We start from the raw sequence: 23,621 nt of genomic DNA, 5'->3' as shown, positions 1-23,621 counted from the left end.
TGGAGGAGACGACATGACAAGCACACGATATCCCCTGAAGGGTCTGCGGGCTGCCCTGCTGGCCGTGGCCGGCGCTTGCGCCAGCCTTGCCGCATCGGCGTGGGAGCCGACCAAGCCGATCGAGTTCATCGTGCCGGCCGGCACCGGCGGCGGTGCCGACCAGATGGCGCGCTTCATTCAGGGCGTGGCAGCGAAGAACAACCTGACGAAGCAGCCGATCGTGGTCGTCAACAAGTCCGGTGGCGCCGGCGCCGAGGGCTTCCTCGACGTCAAGGGCGACAAGGGCAATGCGCACAAGATCATCATCACCTTGTCCAACCTGTTCACCACGCCGCTGGCCACCGGCGTGCCCTTCAACTGGCGCGACCTGACGCCGGTGCAGATGCTCGCGCTCGACCAGTTCGTGCTGTGGGTCAACGAGGAGTCGCCGCACAAGACGGCCAAGGCCTACTTCGAGGCCATCAAGGCCGGCAACCCGAATCAGTTCAAGATGGGCGGCACCGGCTCCAAGCAGGAGGACCAGATCATCACCGTGATGCTCGAGAAGGCCGCGGGCAAGAAGATCACCTACATCCCGTTCAAGGGTGGCGGCGACGTGGCGGTGCAGCTCGTCGGCAATCACATCGACTCGACGGTGAACAACCCGATCGAGGCGGAGTCGCACTGGCGCGCCGGCAAGCTGCGCGCGCTGTGCGTGATGGACAAGGAGAAGCTGCCGTACACCGCCAAGGTGACGGCCAGCCAGTCGTGGGCCGACCTGCCGCCGTGCACTTCGGCCGGCATTCCGGTCGAGTACGTGATGCTGCGCGGCATCTTTATGCCGCCGGGCGTGAGCCCGGACCAGGTCAAGTTCTACCTGGACCTGTTCGCCAAGGTGCGTGAGCTTCCCGAGTGGAAGGAATTCATGAACAAGGGCGCCTTTCGCCAGTCTGCCCTCACCGGGCCGCAATTCGTGGACTGGCTGGGGCGCAATGAGCAGATGCACCGCGTGCTGATGAAGGAAGCCGGCTTCATCGCCAACTGACTCGCCGTCCACGCACGCACGCCCGGGCCGGTCGCGCCGGCGCAAGGAGATTCCATGACGCAGGAGAAGGGAGCCGGCGGCGGAGACGTCGTCGGCAGCCGAGGGCCGGAGGTCGGCGTGGCCGCCTTCCTCGTTGCCATCGGCGCACTGGTGGTGGCTGACAGCCTGAGGGCGGGCATCGGTTGGGCCGACGACGGCCCGCGGTCGGGATACTTTCCCTTCTACGTCGGTCTGATCCTGATCGGCGCGAGCGGCTTCACCCTGGTGCGAGCGCTGCTGAACTGGGCCACCTCGAAGACTCGATTCGCCACGCGCGAGGAAATCGGCATGGTGTTCGCCGTGCTGGTGCCGATGGTGGTGTACGTCGCGTTGATTGCCGGCATCGGCATCTACGTCGCCTCGTTCCTGCTCATCGCCTACTTCATGCGCCGGCACGGCAAGTACGGCTGGCTGCCGACGATGGCGGTGTCGGTGGCGGTGCCCGTGGCCTTCTTCCTCATCTTCGAACGCTGGTTCCTCGTGCTGCTGCCCAAGGGGCCGCTCGAGCGGGCGCTGGGCTTCTGAAGGGCGGCGATGGAAGACATCGGCAATCTCCTGCACGGCTTCAACGTTGCACTGACCGGGCCCAACCTGCTTTACATGCTGGTGGGCATCACGCTGGGTGTGCTGATCGGCGTGCTGCCGGGGCTCGGTGGCGCCAACGGCGTGGCCATCCTGCTGCCGCTGACCTTCAGCATGAATCCGACGTCGGCGATCATCATGCTGAGCTGCATCTACTGGGGAGCGCTGTTCGGCGGGGCGATCACCTCGATCCTGTTCAACATTCCTGGCGAACCCTGGTCGGTGGCGACCACCTTCGACGGTTATCCGATGGCGCAGAAGGGCCGCGCGGCGCAGGCGCTGACGGCGGCCTTCACTTCGTCCTTCGTCGGCGCCTTCTTCGCCGTGGTGATGATCACCTTCCTGGCGCCCTGGCTCGCGAAGTTCGCGCTCAAGTTCGGGCCGGCGGAATTCTTCGCCGTGCAGTTGCTGACCTTCTGCAGCTTCGTTGGCATGAGCAAGGAGCCGCCGACCAAGACCATCGCCGCGATGATGCTTGGATTCGCGCTCGCCGCGGTGGGCATGGACGCCGTTACCGGCCAATTGCGCATGACCTTCGGCGTGTCCGAGTTGCTCAAGGGCTTCGACTTCCTCATCGCCGTGATCGGCCTGTTCGGCATCGGCGAGATCCTGCTGACCATGGAGGAAGGCCTGGCGTTCAAGGGCCAGAGCGCACGCATCAGCCCCAAGGTGGTGTGGCAGACGTGGGGCGAGATCTTCAAGTACTGGAAGGTCTTCCTGCGCTCGACGGCGATCGGTTGCTGGATGGGCATCACCCCTGGCGGCGCGACACCGGCCTCGTTCATGGGTTACGGCGTGGCGCAGCGTTTCTCGAAGGAGCCGCAGAACTTCGGCAAGGGCGCGATCGAGGGTGTGGTCGCGCCCGAGACCGCGGCGCACGCCGCAGGCACGTCCGCGCTGCTGCCCATGCTGACGCTGGGCATTCCCGGCTCGCCGACCGCGGCCGTGCTGCTCGGTGGACTGCTCATCTGGGGCCTGCAGCCCGGGCCGATGCTGTTCGTCGAGCAGAAGGACTTCGTCTGGGGCCTGATCGCCTCGATGTACCTGGGCAACCTGGTCGGCCTGTTCGTCGTGCTGACCACCGTCCCCTGGTGGGCGGCGCTGCTGCGCATCCCGTTCTCGGTCATCGCGCCGGTGATCATCGTGATCTGCGCCATCGGCGCCTACACGGTGCACAGTTCGATGTTCGACGTGGTGATGATGCTGGTCTTCGGTGTGCTCGGCTACCTGTTCAAGAAGCTCAAGTATCCGCTCGCGCCGCTGGTGCTGGCACTGGTGCTGGGCGACATGGCCGAGGCCAGCTTCCGCCAGGCGATGCTGCTGTCGCAGGGTGATCTGGCGATCTTCTGGTCGAACGGGCTGGTGGGCAGCATCGTCATGCTGTCGATGGCGATGCTGCTGTGGCCGCTGTGGAGCTTTGCGCGCAAGACCCTGCGCTCGCGCGAGTACGCGCAATTGAGGTGAGGACGAGGACATGAAGATCGCGGTGGTCGGCGCCGGAGCCATCGGCGGCTACCTGGGAGCCAAACTGGCGCGCGCCGGCGAGGAAGTCACCTTCATCGCGCGAAATCGCAACCTGGAGGCGATCAACGCGCGCGGCTTCCGGCTCATCCTGGAGGACGGCAGCGAGGAGCATGCGTCCACGGTGCGCGCCGTGCAGCACATGGCCGAGGCGGGGCCGCAGGACGCCGTGCTGCTGACGCTGAAGGCCCATCAGGTCAAGGACGTGCTGCCCGCGCTGCGCGAGCTGTTCGGCCCGCAGACCATGGTGGTGACCATGATCAACGGCATCCCGTGGTGGTACTTCCACAAGCTCGGCGGCGATTACGAGGGCCGGCGCCTGGACAGCGTGGATCCAGGTGGCGTGATCGACGAGCACATCGAGCGTGATCGCATCATCGGCAGCGTGGTTTACCCGGCCAGCGAACTCGTCGAGCCCGGCGTGGTCAAGGTGATCGAGGGCAACCGCTTCACCCTCGGGGAACTCGACGGCCAGCGCAGCGAGCGCATCGAGGCACTGTCGCAGGCGATGATGCGCGCCGGCTTCAAGGCGCCGGTGAGTCGCGACATCCGCAGCGAGCTTTGGATCAAGCTGTGGGGCAACCTCAGCTTCAACCCGATCTCGGCGCTGACCCACGCGACGCTGGAGCAGATCTGCCGCTTCGGACCGACGCGCGCGCTGGCTGCGTCGATGATGCGCGAGGCGCAGGCGGTCGCCGAGAAGCTGGGCGTGCGGTTCAAGATCTCGCTGGAGCAACGCATCGCCGGCGCGGAAGCGGTGGGTGCGCACAAGACCTCGATGCTGCAGGACGTCGAGCATGGCCGCGCGCTCGAGCTCGAGGCGCTGGTCGGTTCGGTGGTCGAGCTCGGTCGCATCACCGAGACGCCCACGCCGACCATCGACGCGGTCTATGCCGCGACCAGCCTGCTCGCGCAGACGCTGGCAACGCAGCGTGGCCGGCTCGAAGTCCGGCCGCTCGCCTGAGGGCGCTCAGCCGTACGTGTTGACCAGGCGGCCGATGCCGTCGATCTCCACCTCGACGGTGCTGCCCGGCTTCATCGGCAGCACGCCGAGCGAGGTGCCGCACAGGATCACGTCGCCGGGTTCCAGCGTCATGTCCTGCGAGATGCGCGACACCAGTTCGTGCGGCGGGAAGATCATGTCGGCGAGCGGATAGTTCTGCCGCTCGCGGCCGCCGACGAGCGTGCGCACCGTGGCGGTCGCCAGATCGAGGTCGGTTTCGATCACCGGGCCGAGCACGCCGAAGCCGTCGAAGCCCTTGGCGCGCGTCCACTGCGGGAAGGCCGGGTCGCGGTTGAGCAGTTCGATCGCGGTGAGGTCGTTCGCGCAGGCATAGCCGAAGATGTGCGCCGCGGCCTGGTCGGCCGGCACCGCCTTGGCGCGGCAGCCGATGACGACGGCGAGTTCGCCCTCGTAGGCGACGCGCCCCACCTCCGGGGCCACTGCCGCGATGGGCTGGCCATGTGCTGCGTAGCTGCTCGGCGCCTTGAGGAAGTACAGCGGCTCGACGGGAACCGCCCAGCCGTTCTTCTCGGCGGCAGCCCCGAAGTTGTTCCACAGTGCGAGCATCTTGCCGGGGCGGCAGGGCAGCAGCCACTCGACACCGTCGACGCCCACACGCTCGCCGGTGGCGCGATGCTCGCCGAACAGATCCCCTTCGTGCACGGCCATCATGCCGTCCTCCAGCACGCCGAAGCGTTCGCGGCCCTGGTGGCGGCAGCGCATCCATTTCATGTCCGTCTCCTGTCTATCCGTCGCCGAGCAGTTCGAGCACTGACTGCCATTCGGCTTCGGTGACGGGCGTGATCGACAGCCGGCTGCCCGGGCGCAGCAGGACCATGGTCTGCAACTGCGGCAGCTCGCGCATGCGCTTGAGCGGCAGCAACGCCGTCTTGCGGCGCAGCTTCACGTCGACAAGCAGCCAGCGTGGGGCCCCTCGCGGAGACTTCGCATCGAAGTAGGGGCTCTGCGGGTCGAACTGCGTCTCGTCCGGGTAGGGCGTGCTCGCCACTTCGGCCAGCCCCGCCACGCCGGGCTCGGGGCAGGACGAGTGGTAGAACAACACGCCGTCACCGATGCGCATCGCGTCGCGCATGAAGTTGCGCGCCTGGTAGTTGCGCACGCCGAACCAGGGGACCGTCTGCTTCGGCGCCGCGGCGAGGTCGTCGATCGAGCACTCGTCGGGCTCGCTTTTCATCAGCCAGAAGGACATCGGCCTCGTGCGTGCGCGCTGCAACGCGGTGGGTAGGGTGTCCGCCACGAACCGGGAGCCGCATTCCTGAACCCAGGGGATTCAGGTGGGCGAGGTCAGCACGGTTTCGGGTTCATCTGACGCGAGACGATCACACCTGCCGGGCGATGTTCCAAGCCCTTGCTCGCAAGAGCATCGGTTCAAGGAAATATAAGACTCACGCGAACGCGACGGACCCGGAGATTCTACGTCTCTGCGTCGCGAGCTGGCGCAGAGTCAGAGCAATTGGCCGTCGGCGCCGAGGGTCTGGTCGATGCGGCGGATCAGCGCGTCGACGTCGAGGCTGGCCGCCGCCTCTCCCGTCGCGGCCGGTGCGCTCGGCCGCTCGGCCAGTGCAAAGGCGAGGTTCAGCGCGGCCAGCACGGCGATGCGCTCTCGGGCCTTGACCTTGCCGGCGTCGCGAATCGCGCTCATCTCGCGGTCGACGCTGTTGACCGCCTCGAGCAGCGAGGTCTCGCCGCCTTCGGGGCAGCCCAGGATGTAGCTCTGGCCCAGGATCGTGACCTCGATCTGCTTCACGATGCGCTCCCCGGGCTGTCTCCGGCTTCTGCAGGCAGCCGCTCCAGCAGCGCATCGATCCGGCCGCGCGCCGCGTTCAGGCGCGAGCGCAGGCTGTCGCGTTCCTGGGTGACATTGGCGAGCTGCTGTTCGAGCAAGGCGTTGGTGCGCTGCAGTTCCTGGTGCCTCAGCAGCAGGCGTTCGACCCGTTCCGCAAGATCCTGGAGTTGGGACATGGCGCACGAAGAGGTGGGCGAAGCCGGAATTGTAGGCGTCGCCAAGACGGCGGCCGGGGGGGCGGCACGGGCTGGCCGTGCAGCGCGTCACGACGGATCGCTGCGGGTGGCTTCGTCCGGTGCCAGCGGCGCAGGCATCGTCAGCAGACGGTTCGGCGAACTCGGTTCCCACAGCGCGGCGGGCTGGGTGTCCGTGTAGGCGGTCGCAGCGTGCAGCAATGCCAGGCTGGCGCGTGATCCGACTTGGCGCAGCAGATGGACCTGCCGCTGCGTCCAGACCACCGGCGCGCCGGTCTGCTCGCAGCTGAATGTTCCGAAAGGCACGCCGTTGACGGAGAAGCAGACGTCGAGCACCGAGTGGATGTCCAGCGGGACAAGGTACGCGTCGCCGAAGTCGGCGGTGGCCGGGTGGTGGCGCGCTTCGGGAGCCACGACACTGCCGTCGGCGACCAGCATGTCGAAATAGGGGCCCGAGGCGGCGTTGAGCATGTCGGCGACACCGACGATGCGGTCGACGCGCCGGTCATACATCGCCATGCAGCGAAGCGTCCGGTCCTCGGCGGCGTCGAGGAAGATCCACACGCCCGCGCGCGTGCAGCCGATCAGGTCGGCGATGGCTCGGGTGAGTTGCTCGAAGAACTGGTCGCGGTCGATCTCGCCGCGGTCGAGGCGGCCGCAGATCTCCTGGATGTCCCTGACTTCGGGCATGTGCCGATTCTGGGCAGTTCACCCCGTTTGTCGATACTGCAAGTTCTTGCAGGGTCCCCTTGAACGAGGGGTCAGTGTCGGTCGGGCCGCGAGTCGCAGTAGGCCGCCACGGCGCATTCGCCGCAGCGCGGCTGGCGTGCACGGCAGACGTAGCGGCCGTGCAGGATCAGCCAGTGGTGCGCGTCGACCAGATAGGCCGGCGGCACTCGCTCGAGCAGCTTCTTCTCCACTTCCCGCGGGTTGCGCCCCGGCGCCAGACCGGTGCGGTTGGCCACGCGGAAGATGTGCGTGTCGACCGCCATGGTCGGCTCGCCGAAGGCGACGTTGAGCACGACGTTGGCGGTCTTGCGGCCGACGCCGGGCAACGCCTCCAGCGCCTCGCGCGAGCGGGGCACCTCGCCACCGTGACGCTGCACCAGCAGCCTGCAGGTCTCGTAGAGGTTGCGCGCCTTGGTGCGGTACAGGCCGATGGTGCGGATGTGCTCGGTGAGCGCCGGCAAGCCGAGCGCGAGCATGCGCTGCGGTGTGTTGGCGGTGGGAAAGAGCCGGCGCGTCGCCTTGTTCACGCCGACGTCGGTGGCCTGGGCGGACAACAGCACCGCTGCCAGCAACTCGAACACGTTGGTGTATTCGAGCTCGCTCACCGGGTTCGGATTGGCCGCCTTCAGCGTGGCGAAGAAGGGTTCGATCAGGCGCTCGTCCATGCCGCGTTCATTCGCCCGATTGCAGGCGGGCGCGGGCGCGCGCCAGCGCGGCCTCGATGACCGAGCGCTTGCGCTCGATCACCGCCGGGTCGGTGTGATGGGTGTGGCTGGGCAGATCGGCGAGCTTGGCCTGCGCCTTGGCGGCGAGCCGTGCGTCATTGTCCCGTGCGGCCTGCTCGAGACGGACCTTGCGGAAGGCGTGACGACTGCGCGCCTGCTCGGCCTGCGCGGGGCTCCAGGCTGCCCAGCCCGTGCGCTCCCCGCTGGCATCGACGAGGCCGATGCAATCCACCGGACAGGCTGGAATGCACAGCTCGCAGCCGGTGCACTGCGCCTCGATCACCGTGTGCATCAGCTTCGGCGCGCCGACGATGCAGTCCACCGGGCAGGCCTTGATGCACAGCGTGCAGCCGATGCACCAGGCCTCGTCGATGACGGCCAGGCGCAGTGGCCCCTCGAGGCCGTGCTCGGCATCGAGCGGCTGCGCCGCCCGGCCGGTGAGCGCGGCCAGCCGCGCTACCCCTTCCTGCCCGCCCGGCGGGCACTGATTGATCTGCGCGTCGCCGGCGGCCACCGCCCGTGCGTAGGCCGCGCAGTCCGGATAGCCGCAGCGCGTGCATTGCGTCTGCGGCAATGCGGCGTCGATCAGTGAGGCGAGTCGGGCAGCGTCGGACACCGGCCGATTATCGGGCGCGGGCTCGGGCCTTCTTCGCCGGCGCGGCCCTGGGCGTGGCGTCCTGGTGCGCGGCGATGAAGTTGCGCACTTCCGGGTAGACCTTTTCGCGCCAGCGGCGGCCCGAGAAGATGCCGTAGTGGCCGGCGCCGACCACGTCGTAGTGAAACTGGCGGCTCTGCGGAATGCCGGTGCACAGTCCGTGGGCGGCGCGCGTCTGGCCGGCCCCGGAGATGTCGTCGAGTTCACCCTCGATGGTCAGCAGCCAGGTGGTCTTGATGTCCTGCGGTCGCACCAGCTGGCCGTTGACGCGCCAGGTGCCGTTGACCAGCGCGAAGTCCTGGAACACCGTCTTGATGGTGTCGAGGTAGTACTCCGCGGGCATGTCCAGCACCGCGTTGTACTCGTCGTAGAACTCGCGGTGCGACTCGGCGCTGTCGCCGTCGCCGCGCACCAGGTCGAGGAAGTAGTCGTAGTGCGAGCTGAGGTGGCGGTCGGGGTTCATTGCCACGAAGCCGCTGTGCTGCAGGAAGCCGGGGTAGACGCGGCGGCCGGCGCCGGGGTAGTTGACCGGCACGCGGTAGATGACGTTGTGCTCGAACCAGTTGTGGCTCTTGTTCATGGCCAGGTTGTTCACCGCCGTCGGGCTGCGGCGCGCATCGATCGGGCCGCCCATCATGGTCATCGTGCGCGGCGTGGCTTCGCCGTTGCTGGCCATCAGCGAAATGGCGGCGAGCACCGGCACGGTGGGCTGGCACACCGAGATCACGTTGACCTCCGGGCCGATGTGGCGGATGAACTCCTGCACGTAGGCGATGTAGTCGTCAAGATGGAACGGGCCGGCGTCCAGCGGCACCATGCGCGCGTCCGTCCAGTCGGTGATGAAAACCTTGTGGTCGCGCAGCAGCGCGCGCACCGTGTCGCGCAGCAGCGTGGCGTGGTGGCCGGACAGCGGCGCGACGACCAGCACGGTCGGGTGCTTCTTCATCGCCTCCAGCACCTTCGGGTTGTCGCTGAAGCGCTTGAAGCGCAGCAGGCGGCAGAAGGGCTTTTCCATCGCGGTCTGCTGCTGCACCGCCACGTCGACGCCATCGACGGCGACCGAGGTGATGTTGAACTGCGGCTTCTCGTACTCCTTCGAGAGCCGGTGCATCAGGTCCAGGCCGGCGGAGACGCGGTCGGCCATCGGCGTATGCGCGAACGGAGACAGCGGATGGCTGTAGAGCTTAGACGACGCGCTGGCAAACTCGGCGAACGGGCTCAGCAGGGCGCGTTGGGTCTCGTACATCTGATACAGCATGGTCTAGCCCTCTTGGTGCAATGCAGCATTCTAGGAACATTACTTGCATGGTGCTGTCGTGCGGACGCCGGGAAACCCCGAACGGGCAAGAAAAAAGGGCGCAAATCGCGCCCTGGGGTGTCGCCTAGGTGACAGCTCGGCCGATCAGGAGACCTTCGCGATCGCGCTGACGACTGCGTCGATGTTCTTGCTGTTCAATGCCGCCACGCAGATGCGGCCCGAATCCACGCCGTAGATGCCGAATTCGCTGCGCAACCGCTGCATCTGTTCCTTCGACAGCCCCGAGTAGCTGAACATGCCCTTCTGGCGGGTGATGAAGCTGATGTCCTGCTTGATGCCGGCGGCGGCGAGCTTGCCCTGCAGCGCCTGGCGCATCTGCTTGATGCGAAGGCGCATGCCGGCAAGCTCTTCTTCCCACATCTTGCGCAGCGCCGGGGTGGTCAGCACCGTGGCGACGACCTGGGCGCCGTGGATCGGCGGGTTGGAGTAGTTCGTGCGGATCACGCGCTTGAGCTGGCTGAGCACGCGGTCGGCCTCCTCCTTCGATTCGCACACCACGCTGAGCGCGCCGACGCGCTCGCCGTACAGCGAGAAGCTCTTCGAGAAGCTGGTCGAGACGAAGAAGTCCAGGCCGGCGTCCATGAACTGGCCGATCACTGCGCCATCCTCGGCGATGCCCTCGCCGAAGCCCTGGTAGGCCATGTCGAGGAAGGCGACCAGGTTGCGCGCCTTCACGGCATCCACCACCTGCTTCCACTGTTCGGGGCTGATGTCGTAGCCGGTCGGGTTGTGGCAGCAGGCGTGCAGCACGACGATGGTGCCGGACGGTGCCGCGTTCAGCGCCGCCAGCATGCCGGCGAAGTTCACGCCCTTGACGTGCGCGTCGTAGTAGGGGTAGGTCTCGACCGGGAAGCCGGCGCTCTCGAACAGCGCGCGGTGGTTCTCCCAGCTCGGGTCGCTGATCAGCACCTTGGCGTGCGGCTCGAGTCGCTTGAGGAAGTCGGCACCCAGCTTGAGGCCACCGGTGCCGCCGAGCGCCTGCACGGTGGCGATGCGGCCGGCCTTGACGGCAGCGCTGTCGGCGCCGAATACCAGGCCCTGCACCGCCTTGTCGTAGGCAGCGATGCCGTCGATGGGCAGGTAGCCGCGTGCCTTCGGCGCTTCCATCATGAGCCGCTCGGCTTCCTGCACGCATTTCAGCAGCGGCAGCTTCCCGCCGTCGTCGTAGTACACGCCCACGCCGAGGTTCACCTTCGCCGGGTTGGGGTCGGCGGCGAACTGCTCGTTCAGGCCGAGGATGGGGTCGCGCGGGGCCAGTTCGACGGCGGCGAACAGCGACGTGGAGGGCGAAGACATGGTCAGTCCTTGTCAGTAGAGCCGAGGGGCGTTTTCCGTTAACCTGTCCGATTGCCTTGTGATCGCGCGAGGCGGGTTAACCCGGAGATTTTATCCGCCATGGCCGACCTTCCCGAAGTTCGCGAAGTCCGCCCCGTCGCGGTGCCTCATGAGGTGCCGGCGGGGGAATTCGTCAGCTTCCCCGACTCGCCTTTCCAGCTCTTCATGCCCTATCCGCCGGCGGGCGATCAGCCCACGGCGATCGACAAGCTCGTCGAGGGCATCCACGACGGTCTGAGCTACCAGACGCTGCTGGGCGTCACCGGATCGGGCAAGACCTTCACGATGGCCAACGTGATCGCGCGGCTCGGCCGCCCGGCGATCGTGTTCGCGCCGAACAAGACGCTGGCCGCGCAGCTGTACAGCGAGTTCCGCGAGTTCTTCCCGAAAAACGCGGTCGAGTACTTCGTCAGCTACTACGACTACTACCAGCCCGAAGCCTACGTGCCGCAGCGCGACCTGTTCATCGAGAAGGACAGCTCGATCAACGAGCAGATCGAACAGATGCGCCTGTCGGCCACCAAGAGCCTGCTCGAGCGGCGCGACGTGGTCATCGTCGCCAGCGTCAGCGCGATCTACGGCATCGGCAACCCGGCCGACTACCACCGCATGGTGATGACGCTGCGCGTCGGCGACAAGCTGGGCCAGCGCGACGTCATCGCGCACCTGATCCGCATGCAGTACCAGCGCAACGAGACCGACTTCTCCCGCGGCGCCTTCCGCGTGCGCGGCGACACCATCGACGTGTTCCCGGCGGAACACTCCGAACTGGCGATCCGCATCGAGCTGTTCGACGACGAGGTCGAGACGCTGCAGCTGTTCGACCCGCTGACCGGGCGCATCCGCCAGAAGATCCCGCGCTTCACCGTCTACCCTTCGAGTCACTACGTGACGCCGCGTGACCGCGTGGTAGCCGCCATCGAGACCATCAAGGCCGAGTTGCGCGAGCGGCTCGACGAGCTGGTGAAGATGGGCAAGCTGGTGGAGGCCCAGCGCCTCGAGCAGCGCACCCGCTTCGATCTCGAGATGCTGCAGGAGGTGGGGCACTGCAAGGGCATCGAGAACTACACGCGGCACCTCTCCGGCGCCGCGCCGGGCGAGCCGCCGCCGACCCTGGTCGACTACCTGCCGGCCGACGCGTTGATGTTCCTCGACGAAAGCCACGTGCTGATCGGCCAGTTCGGTGGCATGTTCAACGGCGACCGCGCGCGCAAGACGGTGCTGGTGGAGTACGGCTTCCGCCTGCCCAGCGCGCTGGACAACCGGCCGCTGAAGTTCGAGGAGTTCGAGAAGAAGATGCGCCAGGCGATCTTCGTCTCGGCCACGCCGGCGGCCTACGAGCAGCAGCATGCCGGTCAGGTGGTCGAGCAGCTGGTGCGGCCCACCGGCCTGATCGACCCCGAGGTCGAGGTGCGGCCGGCCGCTACCCAGGTCGACGACGTGCTGCAGGAGATCCGCGAGCGCGTGAAGGTCAACGAGCGCGTGCTCATCACCACGCTCACCAAGCGCATGGCCGAGCAGCTGACCGACTACCTCAGCGACAATGGCGCGAAGGTGCGCTACCTGCACAGCGACGTCGACAACATCGAGCGTGTCGAGATCCTGCGTGACCTGCGGTTGGGCACGTTCGACGTGCTGGTGGGCATCAATCTGCTGCGCGAAGGACTGGACATCCCCGAGGTGTCGCTGGTGGCCATCCTCGACGCCGACAAGGAAGGCTTCCTGCGCGCCGAGCGCAGCCTGATCCAGACCATCGGCCGCGCGGCGCGCAACCTCAACGGCAAGGCGATCCTTTACGCCGATACCGTGACCGAGTCGATGCGCAAGGCGATCGGCGAAACGGAGCGACGCCGCGCCAAGCAGATCGCCTTCAACGCCGAGCACGGCATCGTGCCGCGCAGCGTCAGCAAGAAGGTCAAGGACCTGATCGACGGCGTCTACAGCGAGAAGAGCGCGAAGGACGACCTGAAGGCGGCGACCGAGGCCGCCGCGGTCGAGGCGATGAGCGAGAAGGATCTTGCCAAGCGCATCAAGCTGCTCGAGAAGCAGATGCTCGACCACGCGCGCAACCTCGAGTTCGAGAAGGCGGCACGGGTGCGCGACCAACTCGCACTGCTGCGCGAGCAGGCCTTCGGTGCTGCCGGGCACGACGTCAACGTCGTGCCGCTGGTGCCTGGGCAGGGCTGAGGCCCAGGCTGCGCGCCAGCGCGTCGTGGGCCAGCCGGCCTTCGACGACGTTCAGTCCGGCGCGCAGGTGCGGGTCGTCGAGCGTGGCCTGGCGCCAGCCCTGGTCGGCCAGCGCAAGCACGTGGGCCAGCGTCGCGTGGTTGAGGGCGAAGGTGGAGGTGCGCGGCACCGCGCCGGGCATGTTGGTCACGGCGTAGTGCACCACGCCGTCGACCACGTAGGTCGGCTCGGCGTGCGTGGTCGGGCGCGAGGTCTCGACGCAGCCGCCCTGGTCGATGGCCACGTCGACGATCACCGCGCCTCGCCTCATGCCTGCCACCATGGTGCGCGCGACGAGCCGGGGGGCCGTCGCGCCGGGCACGAGCACGGCGCCGACGACGAGGTCCGCCGCGGCGACGCTGTCCTCGAGCGCCTGCGTGGTCGCGTAGCGCGTCATCACGCGGTTGCCGAAGGTGAGGTCGAGCTGGCGCAGCCGGTCGAGGTCATGGTCGAGGATGGCGACGCGAGCGCCGAGCCCCACGGCAGCCTGTAGCGCGTTCGTGCCGACCACGCCGGCACCGAGGATCACCACCTGAGCCGCCGGCACGCCCGGCACGCCGCCCAGCAACACGCCCCGACCGCCGCGTGGTTGCTCGAGGCAACTCGCGCCGACCTGGATCGCCATGCGTCCGGCCACTTCGCTCATCGGCGCGAGCAGCGGCAGCCGGCCGCCGGGGCCCGTGACCGTCTCGTACGCGATCGCCACCGCCCCCGAGGCGAGCAGCGCCCTCGCCAGCGCCGCATCGGCGGCCAGGTGCAGATAGGTGAACAGCACCTGGCCGGGCCGCAGCCAGCGGACTTCCTGCGGCTGCGGCTCCTTGACCTTGACGATCAACTGCGCGCCGGAGAACACCGCCTGGGCATCGTCGACCAGGGTCGCACCGGCCGCGCGGTACTGCCCATCGTCCAGTCCTGCGGCAGCGCCGGCGCCGCACTGCACCAGCACCTCGTGGCCGTGCGCGCACAGCTCTCGCACGCTGGACGGCGTCAGCCCGACGCGGTGCTCGTGGACCTTGATTTCGGTGGGCACGCCGATGCGCATCGAGTCTCTCCCGTGGTGATCAGGCCGGGTTTCCGACCGGCATCAGTGCCAGTGCACGTTCGCCGGCGGGCAGCCGCAGCACGCGCCCGACCGCCTCGTCGTCGAAGCCGCCGACGACCAGACTGCCCAGCCCCAATGCGACGGCCTGCAGTGCGAGGTTCTGCGCCGCCGCGCCGGCCTCGAAGGCGGCATAGCGGGCCGCGCGGCTGCCGTACTTCGTTGCGCTGCGTGCCTCCACCGCGGTGATCGCCACCACGGCGGCCGCCATGCCCACCGACGCCTGGCCGAGGGCCGCCGCCTGCAAGCCCGCCGTCGTGGTCCGAACGTCGGAGCGGCGCAGCGCATGGACGTCGGGCAGGTAGCGATACCCCCCCGGCGCGAGGGCATCGACGCGCGCCGTGACCAGGTGCAGTTCCAGGGGGTAGAGCGCGCCTGCGGAAGGGGCGGTACGCCGTCCGCTCGCGCTGAGCCCCTGCGCTGCCCAAATCAACTGGCCGACCGCCGCCAAGGTGATGGACCCGGGGCCGAAACGACGCACCGATCGCCGCGCTGCCAGCGCCTCGGCCAGCGGCATGCCGCCGCGGCGTGCGGCCCTGCCGAGCGCGAGATCGGCCGCGGCCGCAGCGACCGCGGGCAGCAGCGTCAGGCTGCCAGCCGCGGCGAGGGCGCGTGCCAGTGCCGCGCGTCGTGCCGCATCGACGGCTTCCGGCTCGGGGAAAGCGGGGTGGGGCGACATCAGGCGCGACGATGGCAAGCGAACACGGCACCGCACTTGCGCTCGATCAATCGCAGCCGCCGGCACCACGGTAGACAGGCGGGACGCTCCCGTCACCTCATGCGCCGTCTGTTCGATTCCCGCCTCGTCAACGACGCCTTCGGCGATCCGGCGCTCTATGTCGACTTGCGCGACGAGGGTCGCGCACTGCTGTTCGACCTCGGCGACGTGAGCCGGCTGCCGCCGCGCCTGATGCTGCGCCTGTCGCAGGTGTTCGTCAGCCACACCCACATGGACCACTTCGCCGGCTTCGATGCGCTGCTGCGCGTGGTGCTGGGACGGATGCAGCGGCTCGCCCTGTTCGGCGGCCCCGGGTTCGTCGATCAGGTCGAGCATCGGCTGCGTTCCTACACCTGGAACGTGGTGCATCGCTACGCGGTCGAGCTGGTGCTCGAGGTGCGCGAGATGGGCCTCGACGGACAGGGGCGTTGCGCCCGGTTCTCCAGCCGCCATGGCTTCAGTCGCGAGGAAGGGGAAGCCTTCGTGGTGCAGGACGGCCTGCTGCACGACGAGGCGCTGCTGCGCGTGCGCGGCAGCTTCGTCGACCACGAGATGCCTTGTCTCGCCTTCGCGCTGGAGGAGAAGCCGCGACCGCGCGTCGACAAGGTGCGGCTCGCCGCCGAGGGGCTCGCCACCGGCGCCTGGTTGCGCGAGCTGCGGCTCGCCGTGCAGCGCGGCGCGCCGGCCGACACGCCGATCCGCCTGCACTGGCGCGACCGGCTCGGCGAGCACGAGGCGACGCGCAGCGTCGGCGAACTGGCGCGGCTGCTGCTCGACGTGGCGCCGGGCCAGCGCATCGGCTACGTCACCGACCTGCGCTTCACGCCGGCGAACCGGCAGGTGCTCGCCCGACTGCTTGCCGGCGTCGACCAGCTCTACATCGAGAGCGTGTTCCTCAGCGCCGAGGGCGAGCATGCACGGCGAAAGAACCACCTCACCGCATGGCAGGCCGGCCTGATCGCGCGCGAGCTCGGTGCCCGCTGCGTGGTGCCGTTCCACTTCTCGCCTCGCTACGCCGGGCGCGCCGCGGAACTCGAAGCCGAACTGCGGGCCGCGTGGTCCGGCAGCGGTTGAGGCTGGTCAACCGCACGAACGCCGGCCCGGCTAGATTGGCGACAGCTCCGACACCTCGACTGCCATGAAACTGCCGCTGCAGATCACCTTCCGGGACATGGTCCCGCTGCCCTCTCTGGAGGGCGAGATCCGGCGTCGCGTCGAGCGGCTCGACCATTGGAGGCACGGCGTGATGAGCTGCCACGTGGTCGTCGAGGCCGAGGGCAACCGGCATCGGCAGGGGCACGTGTACCGCGTCAAGGTCGACGTGCGCGTGCCCGAGGGCGAGATCGTCGCCGGAAGCCACCAGGGCGACGAGGACGTGATGGTGGCGTTGCACGGCGCGTTCGACGCGGTGGACCGGCAGATCGAGGACCACGTGCGCCGCCGGCGCGGGCAGACCAAGCAGCACCCGCTGGTGCTGCACGGCCGCATCGTCGCTCTCGACGACCAGGGCGTCGGCCGCATCGTCAGCGACGCTGGCGAGGAGTACCGCTTCGACCGCGGCATGGTCGACCATCCGAGCTACGAGCAGCTCGCCGTCGACCAGGAGGTGCGATTCCTCGAGGCGCTGGGTCGCGGCGGCCGCGAGGCGCGGCGCGTCTGCGCGGCCTGAGCCCGGGGCGGCGTTCAGCCGCCCGGTGGGGCATGGCCGTGCAGCCGGGCGATGCTCGCCACCGTGCGCGCCACCTCGTCGTCGCCCAGCGGTGGCGCGCAATGCCTGCGGTTCCAGGCGAGCAGCAGTTCGAGCACCACCGCGGGGTCGACGTCGCGCCAGAGCAGATGGCCGGCCAGCGAGGCGATGGTGTCGTTGCGCCGGCCTTCGGCGATGCGTTCGCGGATCACCTCCGGCCAGTGCGCGGCCGGGTGGCCGGCAGGGTGCGACGGCGGCCGGCGCCCGAAGAAGTGCGGCGGCAGTTCGGCCAGCCGGACGTCGTCCGGCCCGCGGCCGTCGCGCCAGGCGTAGCGGCGGCCGCTCGGGTGGATCGAAGGCGGCGCGACGACGCAGCCGCCGTCGCCGCGCACGTCGATGCCGGGGCGGATGGCAACACGGTTGGGCGTCCAGCAGCCGGGGTGGGCGTAGTAGAGGTGGCGGCCGCCGCCGCCAGTGATCGCCTCGACCGTGGCCTCCAGCCGGCCCTCTGCGGCCTCCGCCTCGTCCACGCTGGCCGGTCCGCCGTGGCGCAGGTCGACGTCGACGACCACCAGTCCCGACACTTTCCCGGTGACCAGACCCACGTTCGCGTCGGGCCAGCGGCGGAACCAGCCCGTGATCTCCGATTCGCCGGCGTGGCGCTGCTGGAAGCCGCGCCACGCCACCAGCGGGCGCTTGCCGTGCGGCTGCATCGGGATGACCGACCAGTCCCGCGCGGCATAGGCGAGGGCGGCCTCGAGCATCATGTGAACTCTCCCGGCAGTGGGGCCATTCGCGCTTGTGCCGCGCCGCGTGCCGGCGAAGGTTGAGGCTGATCAACCGCCGGCGGCGCTGTGCGCCTAGATTGGGCTCGCATGGAGAACAGGTATCGCGCGCCTGCCGAAGGTGTGCGCATCGGCCCGCAGGCGCTGGCCGGCAGCTTCGTCGCGGTGGCACAGCCGGTCGGCGTGGTCGCCTTCGCGCATGGCAGCGGCAGCAGCCGGGCAAGCCCGCGCAACCGGCATGTGGCCGAGGTTCTGCATTCGCACCGCCTGTGCACGCTGCTGCTCGACCTGCTGAGCCCCGAAGAAGCGGAGGTTCGCCAGTTCGTGTTCGACATCGACCTGCTCGCCGAGCGCCTTGCCCTCGCGCTCGACTGGCTGCGCAAGCGCCCCTCCACGCAAGGCCTGCGCATCGGCCTGTTCGGCGCGAGCACAGGCGCAGCAGCAGCCCTGCGGACGGCCGCGCGTCGCCCCGGTGATGTGGCGGCGGTGGTGTCCCGCGGTGGGCGGCCGGACCTGGCGGCGGCCGAGCTGCCACGAGTGCGTGCGCCAACCCTGCTCGTCGTCGGCGGGGCCGACACCGAGGTGCTGGCGCTCAACCGCGAGGCGCTGCGCAGCTTGTGCTGCGCGAAGCGCCTGGAGGTCGTGCCTGGCGCCACCCACTTGTTCGAGGAGCCGGGTGCGCTTGATGCGGTGGCGCACCTCGCCGCCGACTGGTTCACCGCCCACCTGAGCTGGAGCAGCCCATGAAGATCGCCTCGCTGTGCACGCGCCGTGTCGTCACCGTCGACGCCGAGGCCGGCCTCGCTCAGGCCGCCGCGCTGATGCGCGAACACCATGTCGGTGCGCTGGTCGTCACCAGGCAGACCGCGCAGGGCCTGGCAGTGAGCGGGCTCGTCACCGACCGCGACCTGGTGCTGGACGTGCTCGCCCGCGGCCTGGATCCTGCCGGCAGCCGCATCGGCGCGCTGGCCAGCGCCACCGTGGCCAGCGTGTCCGAGGACGATGACGCCTCCGCGGCCATCGCCGCCATGCAGGCCGCCGGCGTGCGGCGCCTGCTCGTCACCGATGCCGATGGAAGGCTCGCCGGCATCGTCTCGATCGACGACCTGCTGCGCGGCTTCGCCAACCAGTTCGCCGGGCTGGCCGGCGTGCTGCGGGCCGGCATCGACCGCGAGGTCAGCGAGACACTGCCGACGCCGCCGCTGCCCACCGACCTGCTGCGCATTCCCGCAGTGGGCACGGCGGGTTGGGGCCCGAGAGGCTGAGCGCGCTGCGCGTCGTGGCAGGCGCCTCGCCGGTGGAGGTGATCGAGACGCACATGTCCTGGGTGTTTCTTGCCGGCGACCAGGTGCTCAAGCTGAAGAAGCCGGTGCGCTATCCCTTCCTCGACTTCTCCACGCTGGAGGCGCGCGAGGCCTGTTGCCGGGAGGAGGTGCGGTTGAACCAGCGGCTCGCGCCGGGCGTCTACCGCGGACTGATGGTGCTGCAGGAGCGCGACGGCCGCCTCGCGCTGCGCGAGGAGGGCGAGGCGGCCACCGGACGCACGGTCGACTGGCTGGTGTGGATGAAGCGGCTGCCGCGCGAGCAGATGCTGGACCGCAGGCTCGCGATGGGCCGCGTCGAGCCCGCCGAGCTCGACGCCCTGGTGGCCGTGCTCTCCACCTTCTACCGCGATGCGCTGCGCATCGCGCCCGATCCGGCCGCCTATGGCGCACGCTTCGAGCGCGAGCACGCGGTCGACCGCGAACTGCTGCTGCGCCCGCAGTTCCAGGTGCCCGGCGCGGCGCCGGCGCTCGACCGCTTCGAGCGTGCGCTGAGGCAGGGACGCGGCCTGCTGCAGGCGCGCGCCGAACAGGGTCGCATCGTCGACGGCCATGGTGACCTGCGCCCCGAGCACGTTTGCCTGCTCGACCCGCCGGTGGTGATCGACTGCCTGGAGTTCAATGCCGCGCTGCGCCAGGTCGACCCCTTCGACGAACTGGCTTTCCTCGCGCTGGAATGCGACATGGCCGGCGCCGCGTGGATCGGCCCGCGGCTCGTGGCCGGCTGCGCCGCCGCGCTGCAGGACGCGCCGCCGGCGGCGCTGCTGCATCTCTACACCGCCGGCCGGGCGCTGCTGCGCGCGCGTCTGGCGATCGCGCACCTGCTCGATCCGCGGCCGCGCACGCCCGAGCGCTGGCCGCCGCAGGCGCAACGCTACGTGACGCGCGCGCTGTGCGCGCTCGACGCCTTCGAGCGTGGCGACGCCTTCAGCGTCGCCATGCCAGGTGGCTGTCCCTGATCGCGGCGGCGAGCAGGGGCACGGCCGGGACGACCTGCAGCCTGCCGCGCACCGCCGCGTCGGCCGGCAGGCGGAACGGCGGCACGCTGTCGCAGACCACCACGCGCGCGATCGCCGGGTCGGCCAGCGCCTGGGCGGCCCCGCCGACGAAGAGGCCATGCGCGGCGAAGGCATGCACCTCGAGCGCGCCCGCCTCGCGCAGCGCGGCGGCGGCGCGCTGCATCGTCTCGCCGCTGGCGATGAGGTCGTCGAGCAGCAGCACCGTCGCGCCTTCCACCTCGCCGGCCACCAGCCGCAGGCTGCTCACCACGCCGGCGCTGCGCCGCTTGTCGACCATCGCGAATCCGACCGGCCGGCGCAGCCGCGCCTCCAGCGACTCCCGCCACAGCTGCGCCCGCTTCACGCCGCCGGGGTCGGGCGAGGCCACCGCGAGGCTGCCCGTGGCCTGCGCGGCCAGCTCGTCGACGACGGCATCGAAGGCCGGGTGCGCGCTCAACGCCTGCACCGGCCGGCGGAAGGCGTTCTGGAAGGCGCCGATGTCGTGCGGCTCGAGCACGATCAGCTGGTCGGTGCCCACGGCCTCGAGCAGCTGCGCCACGTAGCGCAGCGCCAGCGGGTCGAAGGGCTTGGTGCGTCGGTCCTTGCGCGCGTAGGCGAGGTAGGGCACGACCGCGGTGATGCGCGCCGCGCCGTGGTCGCGCAGCGTGGCGATGAACATCAGCAGCCGCACCAGCTTGTCCTGCGGGCTCTCGGCCGGACCGCCGTGCAGGCCGGCGACCACGTAGGCATCGTCGCCGCGCGGATCGGTCAGCGGCCGCCACTTGTGTTCGCCGTCCTCGAAGGCGCGGTCTTCGTGCGGCGCCAGCGTCTCGTCCAGCGCCTGCGCGAGCGCGGGCGCCAGCGTGCAGGTGGGATCGAGCGAATGGATCAGCATGTCGTGTCACTCCCAATGCGCGGTGGCGAAGGCCTGGATGAAGCGCTCCAGTTCTCCGGCCGGCAGCGCGTCGATGCCGGCCGCCGCGGCCCGCCCGCTGCCGCCGAAGGTGGTGCAGACCCGACTGGCGCCGTGCGGGTTGGCACGCGGGGCGCGCACGCTGACCATCAGGTCGCCGCTGCGCCGTGGGCGAAGCACCGCCTGTGCCTGCGCCGGCCGCTCGGCCGCGAGCTCGTTCGCGAGCACACCCGAGACGCGCCGGCTCCATGGCGCGTCGGGCAGCACGACCACGCGTGCGCGCTCGCTCTGCCACGAAGGGCACAGCGCCAGGGCCTGGCGCAGGTCCGCCTCGCGCTGGCTGTCGATCTCGTCGATCACCGGCTCGCCCGCGAGCATCGAGAACGGGTCGTCGTGGCGGGCCATCAGCGCGTACAGCGCCGCGGGAGCGATGCACACGTCGGACGCCTCGTCACCGTAGGCGTTGTAGTTGATCGCGCGACCGAGCCGCCGCAGTGCGGCGATCTGCGTGTCGCCGAAGCGGCTCTGAGCGGCCAGGCGGTCGGCCACGTCCGTCAGTTCGTCGCCATAGGCGCCAGCCAGCGCCCAGGCGCGATGCCGTCCGCCCAGGGCGCGGTCTACCAGCAGGCTGGAGCAGACCTCGGCATCGAAGTCCAGGTGCGCCTCCAGGCGTGCGTGCACCGGCACGTCGCTGGCGGCGTGGTGGTCGAACCAGCGCACCTGCACGCCGCGCTCGAGCAGGCGGGTCAGCGCGGTCCGGTTCCGATCCAGCGAGACGTCGCAGACCAGCACCTCGTCGACGCCGTCTTCGGGCACGCGCTGCAGCAGGGCAATCTCGCGCTTCAGTCCGGTGACCAGCGTTGCCGCCGCCGGCTCGTGCAGCCGCCACTGGCGCACCGCGCACAGCCCGTCGGCGTCGCCGTTGCAGACGTCGTAGCGGCGGGGCGCTGTGGTGCCGGGCAGGGTCATTCGAGAACGGTGGCTGAGCCGGAGGCGGGCTCGACCTTAACGGCCCGGCGCGACGTGCGCTTGCGTCGGCTCAATCGCCACAGGGGCATCTCGGCGCACAAGTGCAGCGGGAGGATGCCGATGCAGGATCACTGGGAGCATTTCGAGCATGGCGCGGACATCGGCGTGCGAGGGCTCGCCGCGACGAAGGCGGGTGCCTTCGAGCAGGCCGCGCTGGCGTTGACCGCGGTGGTGGCCGACCCGGCGAGCGTGATGCCGCGGCGCGGCGTGGACATCGACTGCCGCGCCCCCGACGACGAACTGCTGCTCGCTCACTGGCTCAACGCAGTGATCCGCGAGATGGGCTCGCGGCACATGCTGTTTGCCCAGTTCGACGTGCGCCTCGACGGCCGGCATCTTCACGGTCGCGCGTTCGGCGAGTCCATCTCGCCGTCGCGCCATCATCCCACGGTCGAAGTGAAGGGCGCCACCTGTACCGCGCTTCGTGTCGTGCCGCAGGACGACGGCTGGCTCGCCCAGACCGTGGTGGACGTCTGATGGACATCGCCTCGCTGGTCCGTCGCGGTCACTGCGCCTGGGAGATCCCTCGCGAGGGTGCGATGCGCGTGCCGGCCATCGTCTACGGCAGCGAGGCGCTGCTGCGCGCGATGGACGACAAGGTGCGCGAGCAGGCGGTCAACGTGGCGACGCTGCCGGGCATCGTCGCCGGCTCGTTCGCCATGCCCGACGCACACTGGGGCTACGGCTTCCCGATCGGAGGCGTGGCGGCTTTCGACGCCGATGCCGGTGGCGTCGTCTCGGCCGGCGGCGTCGGCTTCGACATCTCCTGCGGCGTGCGCTGCCTGCTCACCGGGCTGTCGCGCGAGTCGCTCACGCCGGCGCTGCAGCAGCGCCTGGCCGACGCGCTGTTCGCGCACATCCCCGCGGGCGTGGGCAGCACCGGCCACATCCGTCTCAACCACGAGCAGATGGACGACATGCTGACCGGCGGCGCGCGTTGGGCGGTCGATCAGGGGTGGGGCGAGCCGGCCGACCTCAGGCGCATCGAGGAGCAGGGCCAGATGCGCCACGCCAAGCCGGGCTGCGTGTCGCAGCAGGCGCGGCGCCGCCAGCGCCAGGAGATGGGCACACTGGGCAGCGGCAACCACTACCTGGAGCTGCAGGAGGTCACCGAGCTGTTCGACGAGCGCATCGCCGCCGCCTTCGGCCTGCGGCGCGGCGAGATGGTGGTGATGATCCACTGCGGCTCGCGTGGACTGGGCCACCAGATCGGCAGCGAGTTCCTGCTGCGCATGGCCGAGGAGGCGCCGCGCCACGGCCTGCAGCTCGCCGACCGCGAGCTGGCCTGCGCGCCGATCCGCTCCGCGCTCGGTCAGGAGTACCTCGGTGCGATGCGCGCCGCGATCAACTGCGCGCTGGCGAATCGGCAGATCCTCACCCACCTGGTGCGCGAGGTGTTCGCCAAGCACCTGCCGGATGCGCGGCTGAGCCTGCTCTACGACGTGTCGCACAACACCTGCAAGCTGGAGACGCACCGTGTCGACGGCCAGCCGCGCGAGCTGTACGTGCACCGCAAGGGCGCGACACGCGCCTGGGGGCCCGGCCACCCGGAACTGCCGACGGAGCTTCGGGACGCGGGGCAGCCGGTGCTGATCGGCGGCTCGATGGGCACCGGCTCCTACGTGATGGCCGGCACGGCCGCCTCGGCGTCGCTCGCCTTCGCCTCGGCCTGCCATGGTGCCGGCCGCGCCATGAGCCGCCACCAGGCGCTGAAGACCTGGCACGGCCGCGAAGTGGTGGACGAACTCGCGCGGCGCGGTATCGTCGTGCGCAGCCCCTCCTCGCGCGGCGTGGCCGAGGAGGCGCCAGGTGCCTACAAGGATGTCGCCGAAGTGGTCGAGGCGGCGCAGACGGCCGGGCTGGCGCGAACCGTGGCACGCCTGTCGCCGCTGGTGTGCGTGAAGGGCTGATC

Annotated in this window: 26 protein-coding genes; 12 read left to right on the top strand and 14 right to left on the bottom strand. The window is 69.7% G+C overall.

What is annotated here, in order from left to right:
• Window positions 1-13 precede the first annotated feature (13 nt).
• Genes Q0599_RS13375 through Q0599_RS13360 form a run of 4 tightly spaced genes read left to right on the top strand, consistent with a single transcriptional unit; the run spans window position 14 to window position 4,130 of the window.
• Window positions 14-1,024: a tripartite tricarboxylate transporter substrate binding protein gene (locus Q0599_RS13375; protein ID WP_298830176.1), complete on the top strand. Its 1,011-nt coding sequence runs from the start codon at window positions 14-16 to the stop codon at window positions 1,022-1,024.
• Between the two features lie 54 nt (window positions 1,025-1,078).
• Window positions 1,079-1,588, top strand: coding sequence for a tripartite tricarboxylate transporter TctB family protein (locus Q0599_RS13370; protein WP_298830175.1), 510 nt, complete (start codon window positions 1,079-1,081; stop codon window positions 1,586-1,588).
• A 9-nt stretch (window positions 1,589-1,597) separates the two neighbouring features.
• The gene (locus Q0599_RS13365) at window positions 1,598-3,109 is read left to right on the top strand and encodes a tripartite tricarboxylate transporter permease (RefSeq protein WP_298830173.1); all 1,512 of its coding nucleotides are present in this window, start codon (window positions 1,598-1,600) and stop codon (window positions 3,107-3,109) included.
• A gap of 10 nt (window positions 3,110-3,119) precedes the next feature.
• The gene (locus tag Q0599_RS13360) at window positions 3,120-4,130 is read left to right on the top strand and encodes a 2-dehydropantoate 2-reductase (RefSeq protein WP_298830171.1); all 1,011 of its coding nucleotides are present in this window, start codon (window positions 3,120-3,122) and stop codon (window positions 4,128-4,130) included.
• Between the two features lie 6 nt (window positions 4,131-4,136).
• On the opposite strand, the gene Q0599_RS13355 is transcribed toward Q0599_RS13360, so the two are convergent.
• From Q0599_RS13355 to Q0599_RS13315, 9 genes are all read right to left on the bottom strand, one after another.
• Window positions 4,137-4,901, bottom strand: coding sequence for a fumarylacetoacetate hydrolase family protein (locus tag Q0599_RS13355; protein ID WP_298830170.1), 765 nt, complete (start codon window positions 4,899-4,901; stop codon window positions 4,137-4,139).
• 13 nt (window positions 4,902-4,914) lie between these two features.
• Window positions 4,915-5,379 carry an EVE domain-containing protein gene (locus tag Q0599_RS13350; protein WP_298830168.1) on the bottom strand — a complete coding sequence of 155 codons (465 nt, stop codon included), beginning with the start codon at window positions 5,377-5,379 and terminating at the stop codon, window positions 4,915-4,917.
• A gap of 255 nt (window positions 5,380-5,634) precedes the next feature.
• Window positions 5,635-5,937, bottom strand: a complete 303-nt coding sequence (locus Q0599_RS13345; RefSeq protein WP_298830166.1) for a cell division protein ZapA — start codon at window positions 5,935-5,937, stop codon at window positions 5,635-5,637.
• On the bottom strand, window positions 5,934-6,152 hold the full coding sequence (locus Q0599_RS13340; protein WP_298830164.1) for a DUF904 domain-containing protein: 219 nt from the start codon (window positions 6,150-6,152) through the stop codon (window positions 5,934-5,936). Before Q0599_RS13340 ends, Q0599_RS13345 begins: the two co-directional genes overlap by 4 nt.
• 87 nt (window positions 6,153-6,239) lie before the next feature.
• Window positions 6,240-6,860, bottom strand: a complete 621-nt coding sequence (locus tag Q0599_RS13335; protein WP_298830162.1) for a GAF domain-containing protein — start codon at window positions 6,858-6,860, stop codon at window positions 6,240-6,242.
• Between the two features lie 71 nt (window positions 6,861-6,931).
• A complete protein-coding gene (gene nth, locus Q0599_RS13330; protein WP_298830160.1) occupies window positions 6,932-7,564 on the bottom strand; it encodes an endonuclease III in 633 nt (210 codons plus the stop codon).
• Window positions 7,565-7,571: 7 nt separating this feature from the next.
• Window positions 7,572-8,240 carry an electron transport complex subunit RsxB gene (gene rsxB, locus Q0599_RS13325; protein ID WP_298830158.1) on the bottom strand — a complete coding sequence of 223 codons (669 nt, stop codon included), beginning with the start codon at window positions 8,238-8,240 and terminating at the stop codon, window positions 7,572-7,574.
• Window positions 8,241-8,247: 7 nt separating this feature from the next.
• Window positions 8,248-9,537 (bottom strand): polyhydroxyalkanoate depolymerase, encoded by a 1,290-nt coding sequence (locus tag Q0599_RS13320; protein WP_298830156.1) that lies wholly within the window; start codon window positions 9,535-9,537, stop codon window positions 8,248-8,250.
• 144 nt (window positions 9,538-9,681) lie between these two features.
• A complete protein-coding gene (locus tag Q0599_RS13315) occupies window positions 9,682-10,893 on the bottom strand; it encodes an amino acid aminotransferase (RefSeq protein ID WP_298830154.1) in 1,212 nt (403 codons plus the stop codon).
• A 99-nt stretch (window positions 10,894-10,992) separates the two neighbouring features.
• Here Q0599_RS13315 and uvrB point away from each other — a divergent pair, with 99 nt between their 5' ends.
• Window positions 10,993-13,119: an excinuclease ABC subunit UvrB gene (gene uvrB, locus Q0599_RS13310; protein ID WP_298830152.1), complete on the top strand. Its 2,127-nt coding sequence runs from the start codon at window positions 10,993-10,995 to the stop codon at window positions 13,117-13,119.
• Here the strand turns inward: uvrB and ald are convergent.
• Window positions 13,085-14,200 (bottom strand): alanine dehydrogenase, encoded by a 1,116-nt coding sequence (ald, locus tag Q0599_RS13305; RefSeq protein WP_298830150.1) that lies wholly within the window; start codon window positions 14,198-14,200, stop codon window positions 13,085-13,087. The genes uvrB and ald overlap by 35 nt on opposite strands.
• A 19-nt stretch (window positions 14,201-14,219) precedes the next feature.
• Window positions 14,220-14,936, bottom strand: a complete 717-nt coding sequence (locus Q0599_RS13300) for a SagB/ThcOx family dehydrogenase (protein ID WP_298830135.1) — start codon at window positions 14,934-14,936, stop codon at window positions 14,220-14,222.
• 99 nt (window positions 14,937-15,035) lie between these two features.
• Between Q0599_RS13300 and Q0599_RS13295 the strand changes: the two genes are divergently transcribed.
• The gene (locus Q0599_RS13295; RefSeq protein WP_298830132.1) at window positions 15,036-16,049 is read left to right on the top strand and encodes an MBL fold metallo-hydrolase; all 1,014 of its coding nucleotides are present in this window, start codon (window positions 15,036-15,038) and stop codon (window positions 16,047-16,049) included.
• Window positions 16,050-16,113: 64 nt separating this feature from the next.
• Window positions 16,114-16,644 (top strand): HPF/RaiA family ribosome-associated protein, encoded by a 531-nt coding sequence (locus Q0599_RS13290; protein WP_298830130.1) that lies wholly within the window; start codon window positions 16,114-16,116, stop codon window positions 16,642-16,644.
• Window positions 16,645-16,658: 14 nt separating this feature from the next.
• Here Q0599_RS13290 and Q0599_RS13285 read toward each other — a convergent pair whose 3' ends face one another.
• Window positions 16,659-17,429 carry a bifunctional DNA primase/polymerase gene (locus Q0599_RS13285; protein WP_298830128.1) on the bottom strand — a complete coding sequence of 257 codons (771 nt, stop codon included), beginning with the start codon at window positions 17,427-17,429 and terminating at the stop codon, window positions 16,659-16,661.
• 108 nt (window positions 17,430-17,537) lie between these two features.
• Between Q0599_RS13285 and Q0599_RS13280 the strand changes: the two genes are divergently transcribed.
• From Q0599_RS13280 to Q0599_RS13270, 3 genes are read left to right on the top strand one after another with little or no spacing between them, the layout of a single operon-like run.
• Complete coding sequence (locus Q0599_RS13280) at window positions 17,538-18,194, top strand: dienelactone hydrolase family protein (RefSeq protein WP_298830126.1); 657 nt, start codon at window positions 17,538-17,540, stop codon at window positions 18,192-18,194.
• Window positions 18,191-18,712, top strand: a complete 522-nt coding sequence (locus tag Q0599_RS13275) for a CBS domain-containing protein (RefSeq protein WP_298830123.1) — start codon at window positions 18,191-18,193, stop codon at window positions 18,710-18,712. The genes Q0599_RS13280 and Q0599_RS13275 overlap by 4 nt, the downstream gene beginning before the upstream one ends.
• Before the next feature lie 14 nt (window positions 18,713-18,726).
• Window positions 18,727-19,728, top strand: coding sequence for a hypothetical protein (locus Q0599_RS13270; protein WP_298830121.1), 1,002 nt, complete (start codon window positions 18,727-18,729; stop codon window positions 19,726-19,728).
• On the opposite strand, the gene Q0599_RS13265 is transcribed toward Q0599_RS13270, so the two are convergent.
• Window positions 19,697-20,662, bottom strand: coding sequence for a ribose-phosphate diphosphokinase (locus tag Q0599_RS13265; RefSeq protein WP_298830119.1), 966 nt, complete (start codon window positions 20,660-20,662; stop codon window positions 19,697-19,699). The genes Q0599_RS13270 and Q0599_RS13265 overlap by 32 nt on opposite strands.
• Before the next feature lie 6 nt (window positions 20,663-20,668).
• Window positions 20,669-21,649, bottom strand: coding sequence for a hypothetical protein (locus tag Q0599_RS13260; protein ID WP_298830117.1), 981 nt, complete (start codon window positions 21,647-21,649; stop codon window positions 20,669-20,671).
• A 120-nt stretch (window positions 21,650-21,769) separates the two neighbouring features.
• On the opposite strand from Q0599_RS13260, the gene Q0599_RS13255 reads away from it, so the two are divergent.
• Entirely contained in the window at window positions 21,770-22,186 is a 417-nt protein-coding gene (locus Q0599_RS13255; RefSeq protein WP_298830115.1) for an archease, read from the top strand.
• Entirely contained in the window at window positions 22,186-23,619 is a 1,434-nt protein-coding gene (locus Q0599_RS13250; protein WP_298830113.1) for an RtcB family protein, read from the top strand. Before Q0599_RS13255 ends, Q0599_RS13250 begins: the two co-directional genes overlap by 1 nt.
• Window positions 23,620-23,621 lie beyond the last annotated feature (2 nt).

This window comes from uncultured Piscinibacter sp. (assembly GCF_937952055.1).
In the GTDB taxonomy this organism is placed as follows: Bacteria; Pseudomonadota; Gammaproteobacteria; order Burkholderiales; family Burkholderiaceae_C; genus Piscinibacter.
The sequence above is the reverse complement of the archived record's forward strand: the minus strand, read 5'-3'. Positions and strand labels throughout refer to the sequence as shown.

What these genes read in the sequence shown, in the direction of transcription:
- Q0599_RS13360 (WP_298830171.1), top strand. Translation starts at nt 3,120, where the DNA reads ATGAAGATCGCGGTGGTCGGCGCCGGAGCCATCGGCGGCTACCTGGGA.
- Q0599_RS13300 (WP_298830135.1), bottom strand. Translation starts at nt 14,936, where the DNA reads ATGTCGCCCCACCCCGCTTTCCCCGAGCCGGAAGCCGTCGATGCGGCA.
- Q0599_RS13285 (WP_298830128.1), bottom strand. Translation starts at nt 17,429, where the DNA reads ATGATGCTCGAGGCCGCCCTCGCCTATGCCGCGCGGGACTGGTCGGTC.
- Q0599_RS13255 (WP_298830115.1), top strand. Translation starts at nt 21,770, where the DNA reads ATGCAGGATCACTGGGAGCATTTCGAGCATGGCGCGGACATCGGCGTG.
- Q0599_RS13355 (WP_298830170.1), bottom strand. Translation starts at nt 4,901, where the DNA reads ATGAAATGGATGCGCTGCCGCCACCAGGGCCGCGAACGCTTCGGCGTG.
- Q0599_RS13320 (WP_298830156.1), bottom strand. Translation starts at nt 9,537, where the DNA reads ATGCTGTATCAGATGTACGAGACCCAACGCGCCCTGCTGAGCCCGTTC.
- Q0599_RS13250 (WP_298830113.1), top strand. Translation starts at nt 22,186, where the DNA reads ATGGACATCGCCTCGCTGGTCCGTCGCGGTCACTGCGCCTGGGAGATC.
- nth (WP_298830160.1), bottom strand. Translation starts at nt 7,564, where the DNA reads ATGGACGAGCGCCTGATCGAACCCTTCTTCGCCACGCTGAAGGCGGCC.
- Q0599_RS13335 (WP_298830162.1), bottom strand. Translation starts at nt 6,860, where the DNA reads ATGCCCGAAGTCAGGGACATCCAGGAGATCTGCGGCCGCCTCGACCGC.
- Q0599_RS13260 (WP_298830117.1), bottom strand. Translation starts at nt 21,649, where the DNA reads ATGACCCTGCCCGGCACCACAGCGCCCCGCCGCTACGACGTCTGCAAC.
- ald (WP_298830150.1), bottom strand. Translation starts at nt 14,200, where the DNA reads ATGCGCATCGGCGTGCCCACCGAAATCAAGGTCCACGAGCACCGCGTC.
- Q0599_RS13315 (WP_298830154.1), bottom strand. Translation starts at nt 10,893, where the DNA reads ATGTCTTCGCCCTCCACGTCGCTGTTCGCCGCCGTCGAACTGGCCCCG.
- Q0599_RS13290 (WP_298830130.1), top strand. Translation starts at nt 16,114, where the DNA reads ATGAAACTGCCGCTGCAGATCACCTTCCGGGACATGGTCCCGCTGCCC.
- Q0599_RS13340 (WP_298830164.1), bottom strand. Translation starts at nt 6,152, where the DNA reads ATGTCCCAACTCCAGGATCTTGCGGAACGGGTCGAACGCCTGCTGCTG.
- uvrB (WP_298830152.1), top strand. Translation starts at nt 10,993, where the DNA reads ATGGCCGACCTTCCCGAAGTTCGCGAAGTCCGCCCCGTCGCGGTGCCT.
- Q0599_RS13350 (WP_298830168.1), bottom strand. Translation starts at nt 5,379, where the DNA reads ATGTCCTTCTGGCTGATGAAAAGCGAGCCCGACGAGTGCTCGATCGAC.
- Q0599_RS13295 (WP_298830132.1), top strand. Translation starts at nt 15,036, where the DNA reads ATGCGCCGTCTGTTCGATTCCCGCCTCGTCAACGACGCCTTCGGCGAT.
- Q0599_RS13275 (WP_298830123.1), top strand. Translation starts at nt 18,191, where the DNA reads ATGAAGATCGCCTCGCTGTGCACGCGCCGTGTCGTCACCGTCGACGCC.
- Q0599_RS13265 (WP_298830119.1), bottom strand. Translation starts at nt 20,662, where the DNA reads ATGCTGATCCATTCGCTCGATCCCACCTGCACGCTGGCGCCCGCGCTC.
- Q0599_RS13280 (WP_298830126.1), top strand. Translation starts at nt 17,538, where the DNA reads ATGGAGAACAGGTATCGCGCGCCTGCCGAAGGTGTGCGCATCGGCCCG.
- Q0599_RS13375 (WP_298830176.1), top strand. Translation starts at nt 14, where the DNA reads ATGACAAGCACACGATATCCCCTGAAGGGTCTGCGGGCTGCCCTGCTG.
- Q0599_RS13370 (WP_298830175.1), top strand. Translation starts at nt 1,079, where the DNA reads ATGACGCAGGAGAAGGGAGCCGGCGGCGGAGACGTCGTCGGCAGCCGA.
- Q0599_RS13365 (WP_298830173.1), top strand. Translation starts at nt 1,598, where the DNA reads ATGGAAGACATCGGCAATCTCCTGCACGGCTTCAACGTTGCACTGACC.